Annotated in this window: 22 protein-coding genes; 17 read left to right on the plus strand and 5 right to left on the minus strand. The window is 57.4% G+C overall.

Going from position 1 to position 20,323, the window contains the following annotated elements; genetic code table 11:
* Window positions 1-86: 86 nt before the first annotated feature.
* From AC2FIO_RS07015 to dusB, 3 genes are read right to left on the minus strand one after another with little or no spacing between them, the layout of a single operon-like run.
* Window positions 87-1,454: a response regulator gene (locus AC2FIO_RS07015; RefSeq protein WP_496696574.1), complete on the minus strand. Its 1,368-nt coding sequence runs from the start codon at window positions 1,452-1,454 to the stop codon at window positions 87-89.
* Between the two features lie 38 nt (window positions 1,455-1,492).
* A complete protein-coding gene (locus AC2FIO_RS07020; protein WP_496696576.1) occupies window positions 1,493-2,557 on the minus strand; it encodes a two-component system sensor histidine kinase NtrB in 1,065 nt (354 codons plus the stop codon).
* Window positions 2,554-3,537, minus strand: coding sequence for a tRNA dihydrouridine synthase DusB (gene dusB / locus AC2FIO_RS07025; protein WP_496696577.1), 984 nt, complete (start codon window positions 3,535-3,537; stop codon window positions 2,554-2,556). The genes AC2FIO_RS07020 and dusB overlap by 4 nt, the downstream gene beginning before the upstream one ends.
* A gap of 184 nt (window positions 3,538-3,721) precedes the next feature.
* On the opposite strand from dusB, the gene AC2FIO_RS07030 reads away from it, so the two are divergent.
* The 6 genes from AC2FIO_RS07030 to AC2FIO_RS07055 all read left to right on the plus strand — a co-directional run bounded on the left by AC2FIO_RS07030 (window position 3,722) and on the right by AC2FIO_RS07055 (window position 9,701).
* Window positions 3,722-4,852, plus strand: coding sequence for a bifunctional 2-C-methyl-D-erythritol 4-phosphate cytidylyltransferase/2-C-methyl-D-erythritol 2,4-cyclodiphosphate synthase (locus AC2FIO_RS07030; protein WP_496696579.1), 1,131 nt, complete (start codon window positions 3,722-3,724; stop codon window positions 4,850-4,852).
* Complete coding sequence (locus AC2FIO_RS07035; protein ID WP_282118294.1) at window positions 4,849-5,346, plus strand: phosphatidylglycerophosphatase A family protein; 498 nt, start codon at window positions 4,849-4,851, stop codon at window positions 5,344-5,346. The genes AC2FIO_RS07030 and AC2FIO_RS07035 overlap by 4 nt, the downstream gene beginning before the upstream one ends.
* On the plus strand, window positions 5,343-5,819 hold the full coding sequence (locus tag AC2FIO_RS07040) for a CinA family protein (protein WP_108858459.1): 477 nt from the start codon (window positions 5,343-5,345) through the stop codon (window positions 5,817-5,819). Before AC2FIO_RS07035 ends, AC2FIO_RS07040 begins: the two co-directional genes overlap by 4 nt.
* Before the next feature lie 160 nt (window positions 5,820-5,979).
* Entirely contained in the window at window positions 5,980-7,161 is a 1,182-nt protein-coding gene (locus tag AC2FIO_RS07045) for an ammonium transporter (protein ID WP_282118292.1), read from the plus strand.
* A gap of 143 nt (window positions 7,162-7,304) precedes the next feature.
* On the plus strand, window positions 7,305-7,985 hold the full coding sequence (locus tag AC2FIO_RS07050; RefSeq protein WP_058271805.1) for an orotate phosphoribosyltransferase: 681 nt from the start codon (window positions 7,305-7,307) through the stop codon (window positions 7,983-7,985).
* 225 nt (window positions 7,986-8,210) lie between these two features.
* The gene (locus AC2FIO_RS07055; protein WP_058278098.1) at window positions 8,211-9,701 is read left to right on the plus strand and encodes a replicative DNA helicase; all 1,491 of its coding nucleotides are present in this window, start codon (window positions 8,211-8,213) and stop codon (window positions 9,699-9,701) included.
* A gap of 3 nt (window positions 9,702-9,704) precedes the next feature.
* On the opposite strand, the gene AC2FIO_RS07060 is transcribed toward AC2FIO_RS07055, so the two are convergent.
* Window positions 9,705-10,244 (minus strand): GNAT family N-acetyltransferase, encoded by a 540-nt coding sequence (locus AC2FIO_RS07060; protein WP_496696582.1) that lies wholly within the window; start codon window positions 10,242-10,244, stop codon window positions 9,705-9,707.
* Window positions 10,245-10,474: 230 nt separating this feature from the next.
* Between AC2FIO_RS07060 and alr the strand changes: the two genes are divergently transcribed.
* From alr to AC2FIO_RS07100, 8 genes are all read left to right on the plus strand, one after another.
* Window positions 10,475-11,509, plus strand: coding sequence for an alanine racemase (gene alr, locus AC2FIO_RS07065; protein WP_496696584.1), 1,035 nt, complete (start codon window positions 10,475-10,477; stop codon window positions 11,507-11,509).
* Window positions 11,506-12,288 carry an MlaE family ABC transporter permease gene (locus tag AC2FIO_RS07070; RefSeq protein ID WP_058271809.1) on the plus strand — a complete coding sequence of 261 codons (783 nt, stop codon included), beginning with the start codon at window positions 11,506-11,508 and terminating at the stop codon, window positions 12,286-12,288. The genes alr and AC2FIO_RS07070 overlap by 4 nt, the downstream gene beginning before the upstream one ends.
* A complete protein-coding gene (locus tag AC2FIO_RS07075) occupies window positions 12,285-13,031 on the plus strand; it encodes an ABC transporter ATP-binding protein (RefSeq protein ID WP_496696586.1) in 747 nt (248 codons plus the stop codon). The genes AC2FIO_RS07070 and AC2FIO_RS07075 overlap by 4 nt, the downstream gene beginning before the upstream one ends.
* A gap of 2 nt (window positions 13,032-13,033) precedes the next feature.
* Window positions 13,034-13,564, plus strand: coding sequence for a hypothetical protein (locus AC2FIO_RS07080; RefSeq protein WP_496696587.1), 531 nt, complete (start codon window positions 13,034-13,036; stop codon window positions 13,562-13,564).
* Window positions 13,565-13,687: 123 nt separating this feature from the next.
* Window positions 13,688-14,140 carry a paraquat-inducible protein A gene (locus AC2FIO_RS07085; protein ID WP_496696589.1) on the plus strand — a complete coding sequence of 151 codons (453 nt, stop codon included), beginning with the start codon at window positions 13,688-13,690 and terminating at the stop codon, window positions 14,138-14,140.
* Window positions 14,141-14,338: 198 nt separating this feature from the next.
* Entirely contained in the window at window positions 14,339-15,070 is a 732-nt protein-coding gene (locus tag AC2FIO_RS07090) for a DNA repair protein (protein WP_496696591.1), read from the plus strand.
* Between the two features lie 120 nt (window positions 15,071-15,190).
* The gene (gene radA, locus AC2FIO_RS07095) at window positions 15,191-16,552 is read left to right on the plus strand and encodes a DNA repair protein RadA (protein ID WP_058278214.1); all 1,362 of its coding nucleotides are present in this window, start codon (window positions 15,191-15,193) and stop codon (window positions 16,550-16,552) included.
* Between the two features lie 40 nt (window positions 16,553-16,592).
* A complete protein-coding gene (locus tag AC2FIO_RS07100; protein ID WP_496696593.1) occupies window positions 16,593-17,192 on the plus strand; it encodes a CvpA family protein in 600 nt (199 codons plus the stop codon).
* 204 nt (window positions 17,193-17,396) lie between these two features.
* Here AC2FIO_RS07100 and AC2FIO_RS07105 read toward each other — a convergent pair whose 3' ends face one another.
* Entirely contained in the window at window positions 17,397-17,732 is a 336-nt protein-coding gene (locus tag AC2FIO_RS07105) for a hypothetical protein (protein WP_233493437.1), read from the minus strand.
* Between the two features lie 164 nt (window positions 17,733-17,896).
* Here AC2FIO_RS07105 and AC2FIO_RS07110 point away from each other — a divergent pair, with 164 nt between their 5' ends.
* The 3 genes from AC2FIO_RS07110 to purF are packed head-to-tail and all read left to right on the plus strand — an operon-like array spanning window position 17,897 to window position 20,236.
* Complete coding sequence (locus AC2FIO_RS07110) at window positions 17,897-18,493, plus strand: hypothetical protein (protein WP_496696596.1); 597 nt, start codon at window positions 17,897-17,899, stop codon at window positions 18,491-18,493.
* Between the two features lie 42 nt (window positions 18,494-18,535).
* Window positions 18,536-18,676, plus strand: coding sequence for a hypothetical protein (locus AC2FIO_RS07115; protein WP_186437362.1), 141 nt, complete (start codon window positions 18,536-18,538; stop codon window positions 18,674-18,676).
* Window positions 18,677-18,712: 36 nt separating this feature from the next.
* A complete protein-coding gene (gene purF, locus AC2FIO_RS07120) occupies window positions 18,713-20,236 on the plus strand; it encodes an amidophosphoribosyltransferase (protein ID WP_496696598.1) in 1,524 nt (507 codons plus the stop codon).
* Window positions 20,237-20,323: the final 87 nt, after the last annotated feature.

The raw sequence follows: 20,323 nt of genomic DNA on the forward strand, positions 1-20,323 counted from the left end.
CCTGATGTGCCGCTTACGCGGCGTACCGCCATATCTCGTGGTCGTTGCCGGGCTTGTACCCGGATGCCACGCTTTGTGTGGCGATATTACATCAGTTTGCGTCGGCGTGTCACCTGAATATCGAGATCGGTGATTTTTTTGCGCAGCGTATTCCTGTTGATCCCCAGCAAATCCGCACATTTCGCCTGATTTCCGCCGGTTGCGTCCAGTGCCTGCTCGATCAAGGGGCCCTCAACCTCGCGTAGGATGCGCTGATACAGGCCCGGAGGTGGCAACAAATTGCCGTGCAGATCAAAATAGCGACGCAAATGACGGGCCACAGAGGCCGAGAGTTTCTCCCTTTCGCCGTCACCAAGAATCGGTTCCGCTTCGGGCTGACTGCCCAAAACCATCTCAACCTCGGCTTTCGATATTTCTTCTGCCCGGCTGGTCAGACTCAGACGTCGGATCGCGTTTTCTAGCTGTCGCACATTGCCGGGCCAAGAATATCGCCGTACCAGTTCTACGGCCTCGGGGCTGAGCCAGCGCTTTGTGCCATGTTCCCGTTCCTCGCGGGCAAGGAAGTGATCAACCAGCAGGGTGATATCGTCCACCCGCTCGCGCAGCGCAGGCACATGGATCGTCGCGCCGCACAGTCGATAATACAGATCCTGACGCACCCGCCCGCTTTCCATCGCTTCGGTCAGATCCGATTGGCTGGTCGCCATAAAACGCGGAAGATGATCGCCGGGCGTGTCCATCATCCGGACAATACGTGCCTGGACCTCATCTTCGATATCAGCGATTTCATCAATCAACAGAGTACCGCCCCGCACCCTGGCCATTATGCGCGCAGGCCCTTCGAGGTCACGCAGATCACCGGCAGTCGCAGTGACGAAGGGCAGCGTGCGTCGGTCCGAGAAATCATGAATAGCGCGTGCTATCAAGGACTTGCCGGTGCCACTTTCACCGGAAATCATGACCGAAAGATCGGTATTCATCACGCGTGCCACAAGGCGATACAGTGCCTGCATCCCCGGAGTGCGCCCAACCAGCGGCAGCTCCTCAGGACGGTCTTCGGCAGGTACGATCGCATCCGCCTGCACGCGTTGCTTTTGCTCCAAGGCCCGTGCGGTCCGCTTCATCAGGTCCGGCAGGTCAAAAGGCTTGGGCAGATAGTCATATGCGTCCGCTTCAGCCGCCTGAATGGCGGTCATGATCGTGTTCTGCGCCGAAATCACGATGACCGGCAAACCCGGACGGTCCTGCGCGATCTTGGGCAACATCTCGAGCCCGTTGCCATCCGGCATGACCACGTCAGAGATTACAACATCCCCTTTGCCCTCGCCGACCCAGCGCATCAGAGTGGTCAGCGAGGATGTCGCATGCACCTTGCACCCGGCCCGCGTCAGGGCCTGAGTCAGTACGGTTCGGATTGTGCGATCGTCATCTGCGACCAGTACTGTGCCATCCATCAGGTGCTCTCCTTACTATCTCTGCCCGGTTGTCCATCTCAGGTCGCGTCACGCGGCGCGCGTCTGAGGGACAGGCGGAATACGGTGTGTCCCGGAACCGACTCGGCCAAAATCCAGCCGTCGTGGTCCGAGATGATTTTGCTGACCAGCGCCAGCCCAAGACCGGTGCCGTTTTCCCTGCCCGACACGAACGGATCGAAAATGTCGCTGCGGATCTTGTCCGGCAGCCCCGGGCCGTCGTCGATGATTTCGATCTGCAGGGGCAAAGAATGCCCCGAACCGTCGCTGCGGCGCAGGCGGAAGGAATGTTCGAAATACGTCCGCAGGCGGATTGTCCCGCCTTTGGGGGACGCCTCGGATGCATTTTTGAGCAGGTTCAACACCACCTGCAAAAGTTGATCCGGGTCACCATAGGCCAGCGGCAACGAGGGGTCGTAGTCTTCGATAATCGTCATATGCGCGCCAAAACCCAACAGCGCTGAGCGCCGCGCACGGTCCAGAACGTCATGGATGTTGACTGGTTTGAAATCTGGCTGGGTCAGGTTCCCAAATTGCTCGACCTGCTCTAACAGCTTCACTATTCGCCGGCTTTCAGCAACGATAAGATCTGTAAGTTCAAGGTCTTGTTGGCTGATATTCATGCTCAGAAGCTGGGCGGCCCCGGTGATCCCCGCCAACGGGTTCTTGATTTCATGCGCCAGCATTTCGGCCATGCCAATCGCCGATTGCGCAGCAGATTTTACCGTGTTGCCCCGCGTCATCCGCCCTGCCAGTTCGCGTGGGGACATGGTCATGATCATTGACCCCGGATGCCCAAGCAGCGGCGCAATTTGCAAAGCGCATTGCAGCGGCGCCCGATTACCTGACCCCACATCGACATCATTCACGAAAAGCGGTGTGCCCTGTTGGCGCGCACGCAAAAACGCTTCTTCCAGTGGGGCATCCACGGCGATCTGGTCCCAGACCGGGTGACCGATGACTGCATTGCGGGACGCATTCAGGAACCCCTCTCCGGCGGAATTCACATCAGTGATCCGGTCATCGGCATCAATGATGAAAGCCGGAACCGGCAGCGATGCCCAGATGTTTTGGTCCGAGGTCATGCTGCTGCCTCTGCGTCGCCGTTCAGGGCATCGCCCAACAGGCGCAGCACCTCGGCGGTATCCCGCGAGGTCAATACCGCACGGCGAAGGGTTGCCGGGGTCGCGGCCTCATCCATGTACCAGCCAAGATGTTTACGTGCCACGCGCAGACCCAGATCGGTGCCGTAAAAGTCCAGCATCGCCTCATAATGACCGCGCACCATGTCGATCAAGTCGCCATTGGCGGGGATGACCGGCGCTTGTGCGCCATATAAATCGTGGCACATCTGGGCCAGAAGCCATGGCTTACCCTGTGCCCCGCGTCCAACCATGACGCCATCGGCGCCTGAGTGGTCCAAAGCCGTGCGCGCTGCATCAGTATCTACGATATCCCCGTTCGCGATGACGGGGATCGAGACCGACTCTTTCACCGCACGGATCGCTTGCCAGTCCGCGCGTCCCTTGTAGAACTGGCATCGCGTACGCCCGTGGATCGTGATCAGTTGGATGCCTGCACCTTGCGCCCGGCGCGCCACGTCCGGCGCGTTTAGCAGGTTGTCGTCCCAGCCCAAACGAGTTTTCAGAGTAACCGGAATGTCGACAGCGTCGACCACGGCCTCAATCAGCGTCAGTGCGTGATCCGGCGTCTTAAGCAGCGCCGAACCGGAATAGCCGTTCGTGACCTTCTTTGCCGGGCACCCCATGTTGATATCAATCACCCGGGCGCCGCGATCGGCCACCTGACGCGCAGCCTCGGCCATCCAATGCGCCTCGCGCCCGGCAAGTTGAACAGCGGTGTTTTCAACGTCAGCAGACAGCTCGGCCCGTTCCCGCACGCCCGGTTTGGCCTGCACCATTTCCTGACTAGCGACCATTTCGCTGACGACCATGCCCGCGCCAAAGCGCATCACCAGATCGCGGAACGGTCGATCGGTGATCCCGGCCATCGGGGCCAGCATGACCGGCGGATTTAAGGTTTTGTCGGCGAGGTGCAGGGTCAACGTGCTTAATCCTTGGGCAGTTGCGTCTTAGATATCGAATTCGGCGCATATGAACAACAAAACGGCAGGAAACAAGCTTGCAAAATCACCACTTGCCTATTTTTTAAGCAACTTGACGCGGGTGATTGCCTCTACATTCACCGCAGCTTAAACACTGCGCTCAAATCATCGGAGAATTCGCCCAATGACCACCGCCGCCATCATCGTCGCCGCAGGACGCGGATTGCGCGCCGGAGGCGGCATTCCCAAGCAATGGCGACCATTAGCCGGACGCAGAGTTGCGGATTGGACCATCGACCGGTTTCGCCATCAGGTCGATCATATTGTTCTGGTGCTGTCCGAGGATGTTCAGAACGCTTGGGATGAGTTTTTAGGCTCTGATCTGCTGCTGGCAAAAGGTGGCAGCGATCGCGCCGGTTCGGTACGGAACGGGCTGGATGTATTGGATGGGATGGGGATCGAACATGTCCTGATTCACGACGTCGCCCGCCCCTGCGTGAACAACCAGACTATTACGGACGTCCTGACCGCCCTAGCCACGAATGAGGCTGCAGCACCCGGTCTGGCCGTCACAGATGCGCTTTGGACCGGTGACGAAGCCGTAGTGACCGGAACGCAGGACCGGACGGGTCTTTTTGCAGCCCAGACCCCTCAGGGTTTTCGATATGACGCGATTGTCGCGGCGCACGCGGCCCATTCTGGCGGCGCGGCGGACGATGTCGAGGTCGCCCGTGCCGCTGGCATGAACGTGGTGATCGTGCCAGGCGACGCCGATAACATCAAAATCACAAGACCCGAGGATTTTGCCCGGGCGGAACGCATATTGGGGACGGACATGGATGTAAGACTGGGCAACGGCTATGACGTGCATCGCTTTGGCGACGGGGATCACGTGATCCTGTGCGGCGTCAAAATTCCGCATGACCGGGGGCTACAGGGCCACTCGGATGCGGATGTCGGCATGCATGCGGTTACTGATGCAATCTATGGCGCGCTGGCGCAGGGCGATATTGGCCAGCACTTTCCGCCCACGGACCCGCAATGGAAGGGCGCGGCAAGCGAGATCTTCCTGCGCCACGCGGTCGAGCTGTCGGTCCAGATGGGTTACAACATCTCGAATGTTGATTGCACGCTGGTCTGCGAATACCCAAAGATCGGTCCGCACGCGCCCGCGATGCGTGAAGAAATGGCGCGCATTATGGGGCTGCGCGTCGATCAGATCTCGGTCAAGGCGACCACGTCCGAACGCCTTGGTTTTACCGGGCGAAGCGAAGGCATCGCCTCATTGGCGACAGCTTGTCTGGTGAAGTCATGAACGCCGCGCAATTGATCGGGACGGTTTGCGGCGTCGGATATCTGCGCCCGGCACCAGGAACATGGGGATCTCTGGCCGCCCTGCCCCTGGCCTGGGTTCTGCATACGCTGGGCGGATTTCCCTTGTTGGTCATCGCCACTGTGGCCGTTTTTGTCGGTGGCCTGTGGGCCACCAAAGTGATGACTACTGGGCAGGAAGATCACGACCCGTCCGAAATCGTCATCGACGAAGTAGCCGGGCAGTTCATCGCGCTTTGGGCCATTTCCTACCCATCTTGGGCGCATGGAATTGATATCACAGCCCTTTGGCCCGGCTGGATCGCAGGTTTCCTTCTGTTTCGCCTGTTCGACATCACGAAACTCGGCCCGGTGGGTTGGGCTGACCGCAAAGGTGACGCGATGGGTGTGATGCTGGACGATGTGATCGCCGGCGTCTTTGCCGGGATCGGCGTTCTGGTTCTCGCCGGCATCTCACACGGTGTTCTGGGCCTATGAATGTCGCCGCTTTGCTTGACCGCGCCAAGTCGCAAGGCGTGATGATCGCGACAGCCGAAAGCTGCACCGGCGGCATGGTCGCTGCCGCACTGACGGATATTCCAGGCAGCTCGGCCGTGGTGGATCGCGGGTTTGTCACCTACACCAATGAAGCCAAGCAGCAGATGCTGGGTGTGCAGCCCGAAACGCTGGAAACTCATGGCGCGGTGTCCGAGGAAGTGGCGCAAGAGATGGCCGATGGCGCGTTGAGGAATTCAGACGCGCAATTGACTGTGTCCATCACCGGCATCGCGGGTCCAGGTGGATCCGAATTCAAACCCGAAGGCCGCGTGTGCTTTGGATTGGCAGTGGACGGGCAGAAGACGATAACCGAAACCGTGGAATTCGGAGCGTTGGGGCGTGACAAGGTGCGGCTGACCGCCCGCGATCATGCCTTGGACCTGTTGTCGCACGGCCTTTCGTCAATTGCTTAATAATCTAGCACTCCACTCATTTTGGCGCTCATTTAATCACCGGTTCACAAAAGGCCCTTAAAACAGGCGTCAAAAACCACCTCTGCCTCTTTTTTCCCCGCCTTCTCTCCGCTTCAACGCCAGCTACGCAAGCTGAAGACGCCACAGAGGAGACCGGCTGATGAACGGAGCCGATACCGCCTGGATCATAGTTGCAACTGCACTGGTCCTATTCATGACATTGCCGGGCCTCGCCCTGTTCTATGGCGGCCTCGTGCGCGCCCGCAACGTGCTGAGCGTTTTCATGCACTGCTTCTCAATCGCCTGTTTGATGAGCATCCTGTGGCTGATCGCCGGATACTCGATCGCATTTGGTGACGGCGGATCGGGCCTGTGGGGCGGTCTTGGCAAAGCCTTCCTGAACGGAGTTGATGTCGACAGTCTGTCGGGCACCCTGCCCGAGGTTCTGTTCTTTGCCTTTCAGATGACCTTTGCAATCATCACTCCGGCTCTGATCATTGGCGCGTATGTCGAACGTGTGGGTTACGGGTTTGTCATGATATTCTCGGGCCTGTGGATGCTGCTGTGTTACGCACCTGTCGTCCACTGGATCTGGGGCGGCGGCATTCTGACCGATGGCGGCATTCTGGGCGAGATCGGCGTGCGTGACTTTGCCGGTGGCATTGTGGTGCATGAAACGGCAGGTCTGGCCGCGCTGATCATCGCCGTGGTCCTTGGCCCGCGCCGCAACCGCACAACCCCGCCACACAACCCTGGCTACGTCATGATCGGCGCCGCGATGCTTTGGGTTGGCTGGTTTGGCTTCAACGGCGGTTCACAATTGGCGGCAGATGGCGGTGCCGCTATGGCGATAACAGTCACTCATATCTCAGCCGCAACCGCATCGCTGACATGGGCGCTGTATGAACGCATCAAATACGGCAAAGCCTCGATGGTGGGCCTGGTTACAGGTACGATTGCGGGTCTGGCCTCTATCACCCCAGCCTCGGGATATGTTGATCCGGTTCAAGCGCTGATCATCGGTGCCGTAGCAGGCGTGTTGTGTCAGGAAGCCGTGAACATCATCCGTAACAAGCTGAACATCGACGACACTCTGGACGTGTTCGCGGTGCACGGCGTAGGCGGCATCTTTGGCACCATCATGATCGCTGTGTTCGGCCTGGGTGCCTGGACCGCGCAGTTGGGCGGGCTGGTCATCGTAGGTGTCTTTACGGCAGTTGTCACATTTGTGTTGATCAAGGTGGTTGCGCTGATCACCCCGCTTCGCGTAGATGCAGAAACCGAGACAAACGGGCTCGATCTTTCGGTACACGGCGAGCGTGCCTATGACATGAGCAGCTAAGCCCACCTTGGCTGCCTCTTGCCCGCAAGGGCCAAAGCGGGCCTCTTCGTGAGGTCCGCTTTTCTTTTGCGCACACCCCTCTCGACTCTGGGACGGGGGACAGGCTATCAGCCCGCAACGTCATTTTGTCCCGAGGTTGCACCATGATCCCCAGCTCTTTCCCCGATAGCACCGAAATCGCCCGCCTGACCGCGCGGATGCTCCTGGAGATCAAGGCCGTCCATTTCAATTCGCGTAAGCCGTTCACACTGGCCAGCGGCTTGCCCAGCCCGACCTATATCGACTGCCGCAAGCTGATCTCGTATCCGCGCATACGGTCGACCCTGATGGATTTCCTGACGGTCACCGTGATGCGAGATGCCGGGTTTGAGGCATTCGACAATATCGCTGGCGGTGAGACCGCGGGCATCCCATTCGCCGCTATGGTCGCCGAACGTATGGCGCTGCCGATGACCTATGTGCGCAAAAAGCCCAAGGGTTATGGCCGCAATGCCCGTATCGAAGGCGCGATGAGCGAAGGTGAGCGCGTTCTGCTGGTCGAGGATCTGACCACCGATGGCGGGTCCAAGCTATCCTTCGTGGATGCGATCCGCGAAACAGGTGCCACTTGTGGGCACACGGCGGTCATTTTCTACTATGGCATCTTCCCCGAGACCGAAAAAACCTTGGGCGACCACGGCATCCAACTGCATCACCTGTGCACATGGTGGGATGTTCTGGCCGAGGCCAAAGCGCAGAAAGCCTTTGATCAGGAAACACTTGACGGTGTCGAAGCCTTCCTGAAAGACCCGCGTGGCTGGCAGGAAGCAAATAAATCCACGTGAACCTCTTGTGGACAGATTGGGGATAAGCCCAGAAGAATCGGTCGACCGGCCACGATATCTGGTGACTTTCCCCCCAATTCCTACATAATAAGCTACGCATACACAGGTATCCAAACTGTCAGGAAAGTTATCCCAAGGCTTTATCCATAGTTAGCCACAGGTATTTCCAGATAGCCGACACGCCAAAATAGCGTGTAGAAAGCGCCGCAGGGCAGCGGGGACAAAATGAACGAGATAAGCAGCATCGAGCAGGCAGCAGCTCGGATTCAGAACGCCGAAACCATGCCGCATTCCATTGAGGCCGAACAGCAGCTTCTGGGTGCGATCCTGACCAATAACGATCTTTATGATCGGGTCGCTTCAATCATCGGGGCCGAGCATTTCTATGACCCGGTTCACTCCCGGATTTATGAGGTCGCCTCGACCCGGATTGCTAAGAATGCACTGGCCTCGCCGGTGACACTAAAATCCTTCATGGCCGAGGATGAGGGCCTGCAGGAACTGGGTGGCCCGGCCTATCTGGTCAAACTGGCAGGCGCATCGATCAGCGCCTTTGCGGTGCATGACTATGCTCAGATGATTTATGATCTGGCAATCCGGCGCGAGCTGATCCGCCTGGGCCGCGATATCTCGGACAAGGCAGCGCGGGTCGACATCAGCAGCGAACCAAAAGAACAAATCGTCGAAGCCGAGCAACAGCTTTATCAGTTATCCGAGCAGGGCCAGACCGAACAGGGATTTCAATCCTTCCTCAAGGCGGTCACAGAAGCCGTCAACGTCACCAACGAAGCGTACCAGCGCGGTGGTGGCATGGCAGGGATTTCCACCGGTCTGGCCGACTTGGACAAACAACTGGGTGGCTTGCACCCGTCTGACCTGATCATTCTTGCCGGTCGTCCGTCGATGGGAAAAACCTCTCTGGCGACCAACGTGGCATTCAATGTCGCCAAGGCGTACAAACGTGGGCTGAAACCAGACGGCTCAGAGGGCGCGGTTGACGGCGGTGTCGTTGGCTTTTTCTCATTGGAAATGAGTGCCGAACAGCTGGCAGGCCGAGTTCTGGCCGAAGCCTCCGAAATCTCATCCCATAAGATCCGCCAGGGTGACATGACCGAGTCCGAGTTCCGCCGCTTTGTCGACGCGGCCAAGGAACTGGAAGCCTGCCCGCTTTTCATTGACGACACGCCCGCCCTGCCGATTTCGCAGTTGGCGGCTCGGGCACGCCGTTTGAAGCGGACACATGGTTTGGACCTGCTCGTTATCGACTACCTGCAGCTATGCCGGGGAATGGCCGAAAACCGCGTCAACGAAATTGCCGAGATTTCGATGGGCATGAAGGCCATCGCCAAGGAATTGCAAATTCCAGTGATCGCCCTGTCCCAGCTTTCGCGTCAGGTAGAAAATCGCGACGACAAGCGCCCGCAATTGTCCGACCTGCGGGAATCAGGCTCGATCGAACAGGACGCCGACGTGGTGATGTTCGTGTACCGCGAGGAGTACTACAAGGAACGCGAAAAGCCCGGCGATCACGAACTCGAAAAGATGGAAGAGTGGAAGCAGGCCATGGAACGTCTGCACGGCAAGGCCGAAGTCATTGTCGGCAAGCAGCGCCACGGTCCCATCGGCACGGTCGACCTCTCGTTCGAGGCGCAGTTCACCCGTTTTGGAAACCTGGTCAAACCGTGGCAACAGGACGGACAGATTGAGGGGTATTAATCCTCACCACAGCTCGGGTTTGTTGAATGCACTGACACATTGAGATGGCCCCTTGAACGGCGCCATCTCAGCCCCTGTCAACGATTGCCCCAACCACCCGTGCGGATGGCTTAACGGCAAAGGAGCTTGGGCGACTTTTTCTGAAATCGGCAAAAACCCGGTTTTGCCGTAGTAGTTCGGATCGCCGTAAGTCACCACAAAATCCACTTTGTCACGGCGCAGCTCGTCCAACCCAAACGCGATCAGTCGCTGCCCTATCCCCGCTTTCTGGCGATCCGTACGCACGGCAACCGGCGACATCAGGAACACCTGTCGCGGATCTTGGTCAAAGCGCAGCCGCGAAAACAGGATGCAACCCAGCACTTGGGGGCCATCATGGGCAATGGCTGCACTCAAATCGCCGTCAGGCGTTGTGGCCAACAGATCCGAAACCAACGCGCCGATCGCGGTCCCTTCTTCATCGCTTTCCGAAGCCGTGAACACCCTCCTGAACAAGCCGGGCAGCGCGGCCTCCCATTCATCTTTCCCTGTCGTGAATTTCATGGTGAACTCTCTCCAATCGTCCGTGGGTCTGTATCTGGTTCAACGATTACACGCCGATGCACCCGGTTGAACATAGGACGGATACAATGGCGATGCAGAGGCGAGCCGAACATGTTTTTACGCCAATGCCTTGCACCGTTGGCCAATAGTTGCCCATGAACGCGGACAAGTTTGCATTTATAGCCGTCTACCCCCTTGACCTGCCGTGATCCAATGTCATGAACGGTTCCATGAGTACCGCACGTTTGACGATTAATCTTCAGGCGCTGGCCAGCAACTGGCGCGCGCTCGATGCAAAAACGGATGTCGAGACCGGCGCCGTGGTCAAAGCTGACGCCTACGGCCTGGGTGCCGAGCCTGTGTCCGCGACCCTGGCAGAGGAAGGCGTTCGCAAATTCTTTGTTGCAGTTGCCGAAGAAGGGGTTGCCGTGCGTAAGGCCATCGGCCCCGGACCGATGATCGCTGTATTCTCGGGTCATATGGAAGGTGACACCGATCTACTGCGCGATCACGATCTGACGCCGCTGATCAATGCGCCCGAGCAATTCATGCGCCATCAACAGGCGCTTCCAGATCATCCCTTTGGTATTCAGCTGGACAGCGGCATGAACCGCCTGGGTCTGGAATCTGCTGACTGGGCTGAACTGCGCCCAAAGGCCGAGGCACTGAACCCCGTCGTAATGATGTCGCACCTGGCCTGTTCGGACGAACCCGATCATCCAATGAATCGCCAGCAACTAAAGACCTTCCGCGAGATGACTGATGGCACCGCATCACCAAGGTCGCTGGCGGCCACAGGCGGTACGTTTCTTGGACCCGAATTCCACTTTGATTTCTGCCGCCCCGGCGTCGGCCTGTACGGCGGCATGCCTTTTGCCGAAGCTAAACCGGTGGTGACGGTTGACCTGCCGGTGATCCAAGTTCGCCCGGTCGAGGTCGGTGAATCGGTCGGATACGGCAACAGCTGGATCGCGCGCCGCCCCTCTCGCATTGCGACCGTTGCCGCTGGTTACGCAGACGGTTTGCACCGCGCCATCGGCGGTGGGATCGACGCGTTTTCCGGCAGCCAGCCTTGCCCTGTTGTCGGACGCATCTCGATGGATCTGATCACGGTAGACGTCACCGATCTGCCCGAAGATCCCGAACGCCTGCGCATTCTGAACGGACATCAAACAGTCGACGACCTGGCCGAAGCCGCCGGCACCATCGGATATGAAATCCTGACGTCGCTGGGCACGCGTTTTTCCCGGGGATACGTCGAATGAACCCTTTGGCCGTGCTGGGTGGGCTGGGCCGTGCTGTCCTGTCCATGCTTGCCAACTTTGGCAAGGTGGGAATTTTCGCGCTGGACGCGATCTCGCACATCTTTCGGCCGCCCTATTATCCGCGCGAGTTTGCCGTTGCCCTGATGAATGTGGGCTGGCTGTCGCTGCCGGTTGTTGGCCTGACCGCAATCTTCACTGGTGGTGCGCTGGCCTTGCAAATCTATGCGGGCGGCGCGCGTTTCAACGCCGAGGCCGTGGTACCCCAGATCGTTGCCATCGGCATGGTGCGCGAACTTGGGCCGGTGCTGGTTGGTCTGATGATCGCCGCGCGCGTGACCTCATCCATTGCAGCAGAAATCGCTACGATGAAAGTGACCGAGCAGATTGACGCGCTGGTCACCCTGTCGACCCACCCGATGAAATACCTGACGGCGCCGCGGGTTCTGGCCGCACTCATCACCGTGCCCTTACTGGTCGGGATCGGTGATGTCATCGGCATCGCAGGTGGCTATGTGGTTGCGACCCAAAATCTGGGTTTCAACGCGGCCACGTACCTGCAAAACACGGTCAATTTCCTTGAAACCAAAGACATCGTGTCATCGCTGGTTAAAGGCGCAGCCTTCGGCCTGATCGCAGCCATCATGGGCTGTTATTACGGCATGAACTCGGGCCGGGGTGCGCAAGGCGTTGGCCGAGCGACCAAGTCATCGGTCGAATCCGCCGCGATCATGATCCTCGCTGCCAACTTCATTCTCACAGGGGTGTTCTTCTCGGTATGATCAGGATGGAGAACGTAGCAAAAGCCTTTGGCGACAATCAGGTTCTGCAGAGCATGAGCCTTGAGATCCCCAAGGGCACCTCGATGGTCATCATCGGTGGTTCAGGCACCGGCAAGTCCGTGGCTCTGAAGTGCATTCTGGGCCTGATCAAGCCCGACAGCGGTATGATCTACGTGAACGGCAAAGACGCGGCCAAGGGCGATCGTGATAAATTTCTGGCCCGCTTCGGAATGCTGTTTCAGGGGGCGGCTCTGTTCGATTCCCTGCCCGTCTGGCAGAACGTTTCATTCCGCCTGCTGCGCGGTCCGTTGAAACGCCCAGCCGAGTACGCGCGTGAGATCGCCATTGAGAAACTGCGCCGCGTGGGCCTGAAATCCGACGTGGCAGACCGCTTTCCGTCCGAACTGTCGGGTGGCATGCAGAAGCGCGTGGGCCTCGCGCGCGCCATCGCCGCCGAGCCCGAGATCATTTTCTTTGACGAGCCCACCACCGGCCTTGACCCGATCATGTCCGGCGTCATCAACGACCTGATCCGCGAGATCGTGACCGAGATGGGCGCCACCGCGATGACCATCACGCACGACATGAGCTCGGTCCGCGCGATCGCCGACAACGTGGCCATGCTGCACGGAGGCGTCATCCAATGGACCGGCCCGGTCAGCCAGATGGATGCTTCGGGCGATCCCTATGTCGCGCAGTTCATCAGTGGGAGCGCAGAAGGGCCGATTGAGGCCGTGCGGTAAAAGTGGACTACTGGCGCTCCCTATCACTTTTTGCGCATCAATACTTGCGTGCAGTCCATATCTTGACCTCGGTGAGCAACCCATCTGATCAACCGGATGCTTTTGCGGTTGGCCCGGTCTACAACACGCTAGGCCTTGCCACTGAACTGGCTCTCAAAGCAACCTTGTCCAAAGAACTTGGTTTTCGAAAAGAAAAGCTCAAACGATTGGGACACGACCTTCACGCTCTGTACGTTGCTTGCGACAAGGCTTTTGATCGAGAGGAGTTTGAGCGGGATGTATTCGTTTGGGCTGGAATTAGCTTAGACATCCCTCAAAGTGCTCAAAATCACTACAGCGATTTGGGTTTGTCTGAGAAGACCTATTTGCACTTCTCAATCCAACTAGCAGCGTTGAACTACAACTACTTCAGCGAACCCAATACTCTCGAGAGATTTGCTACTCGGTACCCTAACGACACGTTAACGGCTCGAGAGGTTCGGGTACAAATTATTACTTACGGCCTGGAAAAGATCTTGTGTAGGCTGCATTGAAACTCAGCCGATTGCTGAGAAGAGGACACAAATGACCAGCAGTATGCGTCAACAAGTCTTGCTCCATGTGATCAAGGCGCACGTTTTGCACGTTAATTTCCGTCCTCCCGAAGGGCAGCACACATGACTCTCCGCCTCGCCACCCTCTCCCTCCTGATCCTCTACCCCATCGCGTGGTTCGCCCCGCTGATGCGCGCAGGGTTCCTGCCGATCTTCGGCCTCAGCGAGATCAGCGTCATCACCGGCCTGCAATCCTTATGGAAATCGAACGTATTTCTGGCACTGATCGTCACCATCTTCGCTCTGTTTGCGCCCTATATCAAAACAATCGGTACCGCCCTGATCCAATGGAACATGCTGGACCCGCGCGTCCAACCCGCACTCAACATCCTCGGGAAACTGGCCATGGCGGACATTTTCCTCATCGCGCTTTACATCACGCTGGCCAAGGGAATCTCTTACGCCACCATCGAAACCGCGTGGGGTCTTTACCTGTTTACGGCGTGCATTCTGGCCTCGCTCGCATTGGGCCACATTACCGAAATGACACGCAGATCACGAAATCCTCAGACGTAATTGATTGAAAACGCTTATCTGAGTATCATCTTTATATTTCGAGCAGAAAATTTTTGTAGTTTCGGTCCTGAGCGGATCATTCTGTGTGTGTTAGATGTTTCCCGCTTTGGGCTGGTGTGTTCCGGTTTCAAAAGGAGTTCGTCTAAGATGACCGCCCTCCACAACATCACATTGCAATTTCAGAATGCCTTTTTAAGATTGACTTTTTTCCTCATTTGCATCGCAGCCTTTTTCTCGGTCGGTGCGTGTCTTTTGTCCGCTTTGGGGGTTTTCCCCTGGCTATCCATGCAGGCCGGTTTTGGCACAGCTCCGGCTGTGGACGCAGGTATGTATGTCCAGATTGGTCTGACGGTGCTGATTCTCATGCTGGCGTTCTATCTGCCTGCAAATGCCCGGATGATGGCCCTTGAGAGGTCTCATCGTAAGTTCTCGCTAAACATGCACGACGTTGCTCAGGCCTACCACCTGGCCCATACTGCAGATCGCGGCGAAACGTTCCTGCTGTCGTCTGAGTTTGACGCGGTCAAGGAAAGAATGGCCTTCCTACGCCACCACCCAGACCTGCAATCGCTCGAACCCGAAATCCTGGAGCTGGCCGCACAGATGAGCCATATCAGCCAAGAGCTGGCAGAAACCTATGGCGATGCACGTGTCAGCCGCGCCCGCACGTTCCTGCAGCAACGTCAGGAAGAGATCGAAACGTTTCAGAAGCGGATCGAAGAAGCGCAGGTCATCCAGCATGAGCTGCGCCAATGGACCCACGATATCGAGATGGAAGAATCCATTGCCAAATCGCAGCTGGCGCGTTTGCGGGACGAACTGTTTGAACTGCTGCCCGAATTGTCGGCACAGCTTCAATCGCCCGTCGACGAGCGCGATCCCAAGAAATCGAGCGTCATAGCAATGTCGCCGCCCCGCGCCGCCGAATAGGCGCGACAGCGCCCGCCGGGAACGATGGCCCATCGGGCCTGAGGACGCGGTGCGCCATCGGCAGAGATGAAAGCCCTGCTAGGGCTTGAAGAACCGCCCGCGCTCGGGCACCAAGGCCGAATGGCAAAGACAACTTTCTCCTGCTCGGCCTGCGGCGCAACGCATTCCCGGTGGTCCGGTCGGTGCGACGGCTGCGGTGAATGGAACACAATCACGCAAGACGTGCCTCTTTCGGCTGGCCCTGCAAAGAAATCCCTCGGCGGCAAACGTGGCCAGTCCATTACACTCACGGACCTGTCGACCGAGGAAACACCGCCGCCGCGCACCTTGTGCGGCGTAGAAGAACTGGACCGCGTTTTGGGTGGCGGTCTGGTCCCGGCCTCGGCCCTGCTGGTTGGGGGCGATCCAGGTATCGGCAAGTCGACGTTGCTGTTACAGGCCGCAGCGCGGTTTGCACGTGCTGGCGTCAAGACGATTTACGTGTCTGGCGAAGAAGCCAGCGCTCAGGTGCGCATGCGCGCGCGCCGTCTGGGTCTAGAAGACGCACCGGTTCAACTAGCCGCCGAAACCAACCTGCGGAACATTCTGACGACGCTTGAGGCTGAGAAACCCGGTCTGGCCATCATCGACTCGATTCAGACCATGTGGGCCGACAATGTGGACAGCGCACCGGGCTCGGTGTCACAAGTCCGGGCCGCAGCACATGAATTGACCACGTTTGCGAAACGACACGGTGTTTCAATCATCATGGTCGGCCACGTCACCAAGGAAGGCCAAATTGCAGGTCCTCGCGTCGTCGAACATATGGTCGACACCGTTCTTTACTTCGAAGGCGAGCGCGGCCATCAGTTCCGCATCCTACGTGCGGTCAAGAACCGCTTTGGCCCTGCGGATGAGATTGGCGTGTTCGAAATGACAGGCAAAGGCCTGGCACAGGTGACCAACCCATCGGCCTTGTTTCTGTCCGAGCGCGGCACACCCAGCCCTGGGTCAGCCGTATTTGCCGGGATCGAAGGCACACGCCCCGTTTTGGTTGAATTACAAGCGCTTGTGGCCCCGTCTCCACATTCACAACCACGCCGGACCGTTGTCGGTTGGGACAGTGGAAGGTTGGCAATGATCCTCGCCGTGCTTGAAGCACGCTGCGGCATCCCTTTTGCAGGTCTCGATGTGTACCTCAATGTCGCAGGCGGATTGAAAATCGGTGAACCCGCCGCAGATTTGGCCGTTGCCGCAGCCCTTCTGAGTGCCCGAGAAGACACAGCCCTGCCCGCAGATACCGTTGTTTTCGGAGAAATCTCGTTATCTGGGGCACTTAGACCGGCCCCACAGACCGAAAACAGGTTGAAAGAAGCCCAAAAACTTGGTTTCACATCGGCAATCGCTCCGGCGGGCGGCAAAACCGGTACTGTGGCAGGTCTGACACTCACCCGACCCTCTGATTTGGTTGGGTTTGTTGGCGAAACCTTCGGAGCAGGTTAAAGTCGCCCCCTGAGGGGCAGAAAAAAAACAGGCGAGGGCCATGGAAGGTTTTACAATAATTGACGGGGTCGTTGCCCTGATCGTCGTCGTTTCAGGCATTCTTGCCTATTCGCGCGGCTTCTTACGTGAGGTTCTGGCCATCGCAGGCTGGGTCGCAGCCGCAGTGCTGGCCTTTATTTTCGCACCCCAAGCGGTGCCACTGGTCAAAGAGATTCCGGTTGTTGGGGATTTCCTGCGCGACAGCTGCGAATTGTCCGTCATTACGGGCTTTGCTGCAGTGTTTGCAGTTGCACTTATTATTGTCAGCATCTTTACGCCCTTGTTTTCGTCGATCGTCCAGCGATCTGCTTTGGGCGGACTGGATCAGGCACTTGGCTTTTTCTTCGGCATCGCCCGCGGCATCCTGTTGGTTGCCATCGCGTTCTTTGTCTATGACACGGTCATGACGGGTCAATCCTATACGATCGTTGACGAAAGCCGTTCGGCCAAGGTGTTCGAGCAGTTCAGCGACAAGATCGAAGAACAGAACCCCGAAGCGGCTCTTGGCTGGGTCACCCGCCAATATGAAGAACTGGTCGCCAGCTGCACGGAAGGTTCCGCACCGGCCGAGGATCTGACGGCCCCCACGACTACGGAATAAATGCCTGGCACGGGTCCCACCCATGCTGCAATTGTTGAAACGAGCCGCCGCATTGCCGGCGGCTCGTCTTCGTTTGTGCCCGAGCTTTTGTAATTGTCTGGAAGATCTTTCACTGAACGGTTGTCATTAAGAACTTCTTGGGTGTCTTGCCGGGTCTTCAAAAAACCCACACATTCCGATCAAAACCCTCCTAAAAGCGCACTTCTACTTGAGTTTCCAAGTGTTCTTTTTCGGTTGTCCGTTTTCGTAGATCCGAAACTCGTTTGCGCCGATGCGTTCGACGCTCCAGCACTTTTGCCCCCAATTCCCTTTCTCACACCACTGATCGTCTTTGACGAACCAGTCCCCCGTGTATTTGTCCTTACCGTCCCAAAGCCCGTTGAGTTTGCCGTTCTTCTTGCTTGTTGCCTTGCTGTATGCCTGAATCCACGGCGTCTTTCCGTCATTGTTAGAGACGCCAGACAACTGGCCGCCAGGTATTGTGGCAAGAAGCTCTTCCTGAGTCATGAAAACCTGCGCAAACGCTGTTGTCGTCGTCATGGCTCCAAAGCCTGCAGCAATGACTGCCACGCTCAGAAATGAACGCACACTTTTGAGTTGAAAATTACAAAGCCCGTAAGACATGAAACACATCCTTTTCGACAAATCCGAGATTGTAATGACTACTTTTCCCGTTGAGCTACCAGAGAGTCTCAACGCTAGGATTGTATCATAATGACACCAAAACCCCAAAAACTGACGCTGATGGCGCACTGTGGAAGGAAATCACGTCTAATCCGGTCCCATTCCGGGCGCCCGACCAGACCCACCAGATACCCGCTTGTCAGAGCCCGGTACAAAAACAATTAGCTGAAGAGTTTTCGAGATATCTTTTCGACAAAAAAAGGGCACTGGTTCGCAGCTACACCCGTTTATTTTTGCTTAGTAAATCTTCGAGTTCAGACGAACCCTTCGCCTGCACAAACCGTGCATCTGATCGTCTTCAAACCGAAACAGCCGTCGCAGCGATTGAATATCGGCTTTCCGTGAATGTCGCGACTTTTGATAACCTCTCCAGATCCGTTACAGATCTGACAGGGTGCCCGCCCCATACCCCTGCATCGGTGACACCGGCGCTTTACCGGTTCTTCTTTTTTGTTTCCTTGTTTGTGCTGCCACATGGCGGGTATCCGATCGAACCTTTATCATTGCCGAAAACTCACTATGTCGACCATGACACCACATGCCTGCGGTCCCTGTCACCTTTTCATGTTGTTTTTGACAAAATCCGCATGCGTCAAATCGCGAATGTGATCCTTTGATGACACAGGCGCGCTTAGGCATTATGTGAGTGGCGAACTGACATGGAATCGGAGCTGCCGATCTTGCTGTATCTGTTTTCTTACGCGCTTGCCCTTGCGACGCTGGCGTGTTTGCGCCGCCAATCGGCCGGGCGACAATGCGTACAGATACCGCTGTCCAGACGGTCCGACCCGCACACCTAATCAACATAAACACGTCATGGAAATTGGAGCCCGTACATGTGTGGCATTTTAGGGATCGCAAGCAGGACACATGATGTCTTTGCGGAAATCTATGACGGGCTGCTGATGTTGCAGCACCGGGGTCAGGATGCCTCGGGGATTGTGACCTATACCGGCGAATTCTTCCGTGAGAAGAAAGCCAACGGGTTGGTCAAAGACGTCTTTAACGCCAGTGACGCCGAGACCCTGCTGGGACAGGTCGGTATGGGGCATGTGCGCTATCCTACGGCCGGATCGCTTAGCGCGGCTGAGGCGCAGCCGTTCTTCGTCAACGCGCCCTATGGCATCTATCTGGTCCATAACGGCAACATCACCAACACCGCCGAGCAGCGCGAGAAAGTTACCGCCAAATACAGCCGCCACCTGCGCACCACGTCGGATTCCGAGATTATGCTGAATGTTCTGGCGGACAAAGTGGCCGACGCGATCAAGGTCAATGGCAACGCCGAACCGATCCGCAACATCTTTGCCGGTGTGAAGATGACGATGGAACGCGTTCAGGGTGCCTATTCGGTGATCTGTCTGGTGGCCGGCGTTGGTATGCTGGCGTTCCGCGATCCCTACGGCATTCGCCCTCTGTCGGTTGCCAAGCGCGATGTGGATGGGGACGGCGACGACTATGCCTTTGCGTCCGAAGACGTGGCATTCGGCATTAATGGTTTTGAAAAGCTGCGCGATGTGAAACCGGGTGAGGCCATCCTGATTGACCTCGACGGCAACATGCACACGTTCCAGGCGGTTGAAGGCCGACTTACCCCCTGTATCTTTGAATACGTCTACCTGGCCCGTCCGGATTCGCTGTTGGATGGTGTTTCGGTCTACAAAACCCAGATGCGTATGGGCCAGACGTTGGCGCGCCAGATTGAGGCTGCGGGCCTTGAGATCGACCGCATCATTCCTGTGCCGGACAGCGCGCGCCCTGTGGCGCTTGAGGTCGCGAAAGCAACGGGCATTCCTTACCGTGAGGGTCTGGTCAAGAACCGCTATGTAGGCCGCACATTCATCATGCCCGGTCAGGAAGAGCGGCAGAAATCCGTGCGCCGCAAGCTGAACGCTGTTCCGTTGGAGTTCAAAGGCCACAACGTTTTGCTGATCGACGATTCCATCGTGCGCGGCAACACGATCAAAAAAATCGTTCAGATGTGCCGCGAAGCCGGGGCCAAGAAGGTGTTCATCGCCAGCGCCTCGCCACCAGTGAAATTCCCCAACGTTTATGGCATCGACATGCCCACCAAGCATGAGTTGATCGCAAACGGTAAGAACATTGAGGATATCCGGCAGGAGCTGGGCGCAGACGCCCTGTTCTATCAGGACCTCGATGACCTGATTTGGTCCGCCAAGGAAGGCAACCCGGATATCGAATCCTTCGATTGCTCGTGCTTTGACGGAAATTACATTACCGGCAGCGTCAGCGAAGACTATCTGGACAGCCTCGAAAACAGCAGCCGGGTCAGCAAGAAGAAGCAGGACATGCAGGTACCCGGCGGGTCCTGGAATGCGGCCAAATTGGCGTCCGGCTAAGAACACACCCGCGAATCAGATATCGGTGATGGCCCGTTTCGCAAATGCGATGCGGGCCTTTTCACGTATGGGCCACGCCTGATCGGT

The sequence above is a fragment of the Ruegeria sp. CDSB086 genome (assembly GCF_059611065.1).

What these genes read in the sequence shown, in the direction of transcription:
- AC2FIO_RS07100 (WP_496696593.1), top strand. Translation starts at nt 16,593, where the DNA reads ATGGAAGGTTTTACAATAATTGACGGGGTCGTTGCCCTGATCGTCGTC.
- AC2FIO_RS07075 (WP_496696586.1), top strand. Translation starts at nt 12,285, where the DNA reads ATGATCAGGATGGAGAACGTAGCAAAAGCCTTTGGCGACAATCAGGTT.
- AC2FIO_RS07115 (WP_186437362.1), top strand. Translation starts at nt 18,536, where the DNA reads ATGGAATCGGAGCTGCCGATCTTGCTGTATCTGTTTTCTTACGCGCTT.
- AC2FIO_RS07070 (WP_058271809.1), top strand. Translation starts at nt 11,506, where the DNA reads ATGAACCCTTTGGCCGTGCTGGGTGGGCTGGGCCGTGCTGTCCTGTCC.
- radA (WP_058278214.1), top strand. Translation starts at nt 15,191, where the DNA reads ATGGCAAAGACAACTTTCTCCTGCTCGGCCTGCGGCGCAACGCATTCC.
- AC2FIO_RS07040 (WP_108858459.1), top strand. Translation starts at nt 5,343, where the DNA reads ATGAATGTCGCCGCTTTGCTTGACCGCGCCAAGTCGCAAGGCGTGATG.
- AC2FIO_RS07085 (WP_496696589.1), top strand. Translation starts at nt 13,688, where the DNA reads ATGACTCTCCGCCTCGCCACCCTCTCCCTCCTGATCCTCTACCCCATC.
- purF (WP_496696598.1), top strand. Translation starts at nt 18,713, where the DNA reads ATGTGTGGCATTTTAGGGATCGCAAGCAGGACACATGATGTCTTTGCG.
- AC2FIO_RS07035 (WP_282118294.1), top strand. Translation starts at nt 4,849, where the DNA reads ATGAACGCCGCGCAATTGATCGGGACGGTTTGCGGCGTCGGATATCTG.
- AC2FIO_RS07060 (WP_496696582.1), bottom strand. Translation starts at nt 10,244, where the DNA reads ATGAAATTCACGACAGGGAAAGATGAATGGGAGGCCGCGCTGCCCGGC.
- AC2FIO_RS07020 (WP_496696576.1), bottom strand. Translation starts at nt 2,557, where the DNA reads ATGACCTCGGACCAAAACATCTGGGCATCGCTGCCGGTTCCGGCTTTC.
- AC2FIO_RS07105 (WP_233493437.1), bottom strand. Translation starts at nt 17,732, where the DNA reads ATGACGACGACAACAGCGTTTGCGCAGGTTTTCATGACTCAGGAAGAG.
- AC2FIO_RS07055 (WP_058278098.1), top strand. Translation starts at nt 8,211, where the DNA reads ATGAACGAGATAAGCAGCATCGAGCAGGCAGCAGCTCGGATTCAGAAC.
- alr (WP_496696584.1), top strand. Translation starts at nt 10,475, where the DNA reads ATGAGTACCGCACGTTTGACGATTAATCTTCAGGCGCTGGCCAGCAAC.
- AC2FIO_RS07015 (WP_496696574.1), bottom strand. Translation starts at nt 1,454, where the DNA reads ATGGATGGCACAGTACTGGTCGCAGATGACGATCGCACAATCCGAACC.
- AC2FIO_RS07050 (WP_058271805.1), top strand. Translation starts at nt 7,305, where the DNA reads ATGATCCCCAGCTCTTTCCCCGATAGCACCGAAATCGCCCGCCTGACC.
- AC2FIO_RS07030 (WP_496696579.1), top strand. Translation starts at nt 3,722, where the DNA reads ATGACCACCGCCGCCATCATCGTCGCCGCAGGACGCGGATTGCGCGCC.
- AC2FIO_RS07045 (WP_282118292.1), top strand. Translation starts at nt 5,980, where the DNA reads ATGAACGGAGCCGATACCGCCTGGATCATAGTTGCAACTGCACTGGTC.